This is a genomic window from Peribacillus frigoritolerans, assembly GCF_030676415.1.
Classification (GTDB): domain Bacteria; phylum Bacillota; class Bacilli; order Bacillales; family DSM-1321; genus Peribacillus; species Peribacillus frigoritolerans_A.
In genome coordinates this window covers 1-2,085 of the sequence record NZ_JAUUTW010000070.1, presented here as the reverse complement: position 1 = coordinate 2,085, position 2,085 = coordinate 1, and the positions used below count along the sequence as shown (strand labels likewise).

Sequence of the window (2,085 nt, the reverse complement as noted above, 5' to 3'; positions counted from 1 at the left end):
GTTTTGCATTTTAAAATTCATAGTAGGGCTTCCTCCTTAAGATGAGTTTTGGTTTGTGTGTACTCTCATCATACTGAGGGGCTCTTTTTTTTTCAAAGCCGATAATTAATGCTCTACAGGAATGCTACTGGTGCTTTAGCTCAAGATCGGAGCTGTCTTTAAGGCAGCTTTTTCTTATGGAACTAAAGGGGTAGCCCTCCATCTGTTTAATTGAGTGCCAGCTCATGTTATAATGAATAACTTACGATATATTTTTGAACGGATGCCAACTAAAGCCTCCGCATAGCGATAAAATATGGAGGTGTATGAGAATGAATAAACAATGGACGATTGGTAAAATTAAAGAATTTGTTGAGAACAATTCGGAAAGTAAGTTGCTAACGACGGAATATCACGGTTTTTCTCAAAAGTTACTATTTAAATGTAGATGTGGTAGCAACTTTGAAAAAACGTTTACGAAATTTAAAAATAATAAACAACGTAAATGTGATGTGTGCCAACCGCCTAAAGCTACACGATAACTTATAGTGAATAAACGAAGTGCTGATTTCTTTAATGAGAAGTTGGCACTATTTTTATTTAATAGGGGGAATAAAAGTGGATTTCCTAAAGGGGAGGTCTAGACGAATATTCCTTCTTAAACTAACGGGTGCGCTAGCGCCTTTTCTTAGTGCACTAACGAGGCAGGTTAGCTAAATAAGGGACAAATTACCAGTACATAAGTTTTGATATTTTGAGATAATTAATAAGCACCAAGACTGTAATAGGGTGGATTTGTGAAGAATTGGCTTGGTTTTGGGTGTATTAGTTGTAATTGTATGCATAAACATTTCATGGGGAATGTATTACTAGGACTACCAATCGGAATATTTATTGCAGCCTATATAAGGCAATACACAGATAAAATTATAAATAAATTGTAGGTTCCATAAAATACATAGTTAAATAACTTAATCTTAATTAACTATAGTTCGGTTTGGTTGAAAATGGAGTTGACGGGAGCTCTTTTTTCACGTAAAAGAACAGGCATGTTATAGTATAGAGAACCGGATTTTATATTATCTGAGGTAATCTTAATCATCAAAGGAGTTTATTCATAATGCATGTGCTACAAAAAACACAAAAAATAGTTCGCTATCAGAATCAACAGGGCAAGATACATTACGGTATTGTTGAGGATGAGATGATATTACAACTGTCTAGCAGTTTTGCTGAACTTGTCAACAAGGAAGTAAAGTTTGACGGGGTAGAGGTGAAATATAGTGACGTGAAAATTTTGGAACCTGTAAAACCTTCGAAAGTGGTTAATTTCGGCTGGACATATGCAGGTCATGCGAAGGAAACGGGGGGAGAGGCAAACCTTGTTGAACCATTTCTATTTTTAAAGCCATTATCTTCGCTTATTGCAGACAAGGAGAAAATTATACTTCCTCCAAATGATCTATCCAACCAAGTGGAACTTGAAGGGGAAGTAGCCCTTGTCATTGGAAAGCGCGGAAAAAACATTAAAGAAGAAGATGCGCTTGATTATGTATTTGGTTGTACGATATTTAATGACGTCACAGCAAGAGATCTTACAAAAAAAGATCCACAGTTTACGCGGGGCAAAGGATTTGATACATTCGGTCCTTTGGGGCCGTGCATCGTTACCGGGGTAGATCCCACTAATTTGCGGATTGTGACCACTTTAAACGGCCGCGTTGTCCAAGACGGAAATACCAATGAAATGTCCCTAAGCATTCCGTTTCTAATCAGCTGGCTTTCACAGGTGATGACACTGGAACCCGGTGACATTTTGGCCACGGGTTCACCATCTGGAAGCTGCCCGATCAAGTCGGGGGATGAGGTCGTTGTTGAAGTCGAGAATATCGGTCGGTTGTGTAATGGTGTCCAGTAGGATTTGCTGGAATTATTAATACCAAAATCATAAATAGTTAACAAAGATTAGAGCTGTCCTTATGAAGTGAACCCAAAAAGTTAGACACTTTATTTACTTAGGCAGCCTTGAGGGCATGAACCCGGTAATCTACCGGGCTCATGCCTTTTAATTTTACCTTGATTCGTTGATGATTGTAGTAATGGATA

General features: G+C 37.9%; 3 protein-coding genes. 2 read left to right on the top strand and 1 reads right to left on the bottom strand.

Translation table 11 applies throughout. The features are described from left to right. The first annotated feature begins 311 nt into the window (after positions 1-311). Positions 312-521 (top strand): hypothetical protein, encoded by a 210-nt coding sequence (locus Q8G36_RS28405; protein ID WP_305163125.1) that lies wholly within the window; start codon positions 312-314, stop codon positions 519-521. A 578-nt stretch (positions 522-1,099) separates the two neighbouring features. Next, entirely contained in the window at positions 1,100-1,897 is a 798-nt protein-coding gene (locus Q8G36_RS28400; RefSeq protein ID WP_305163124.1) for a fumarylacetoacetate hydrolase family protein, read from the top strand. A 97-nt stretch (positions 1,898-1,994) separates the two neighbouring features. Here the strand turns inward: Q8G36_RS28400 and Q8G36_RS28395 are convergent. Further along, positions 1,995-2,085, bottom strand: a 91-nt coding sequence (locus Q8G36_RS28395) for an IS3 family transposase (RefSeq protein ID WP_142398304.1), incomplete at its 5' end; no start/stop codon positions are given.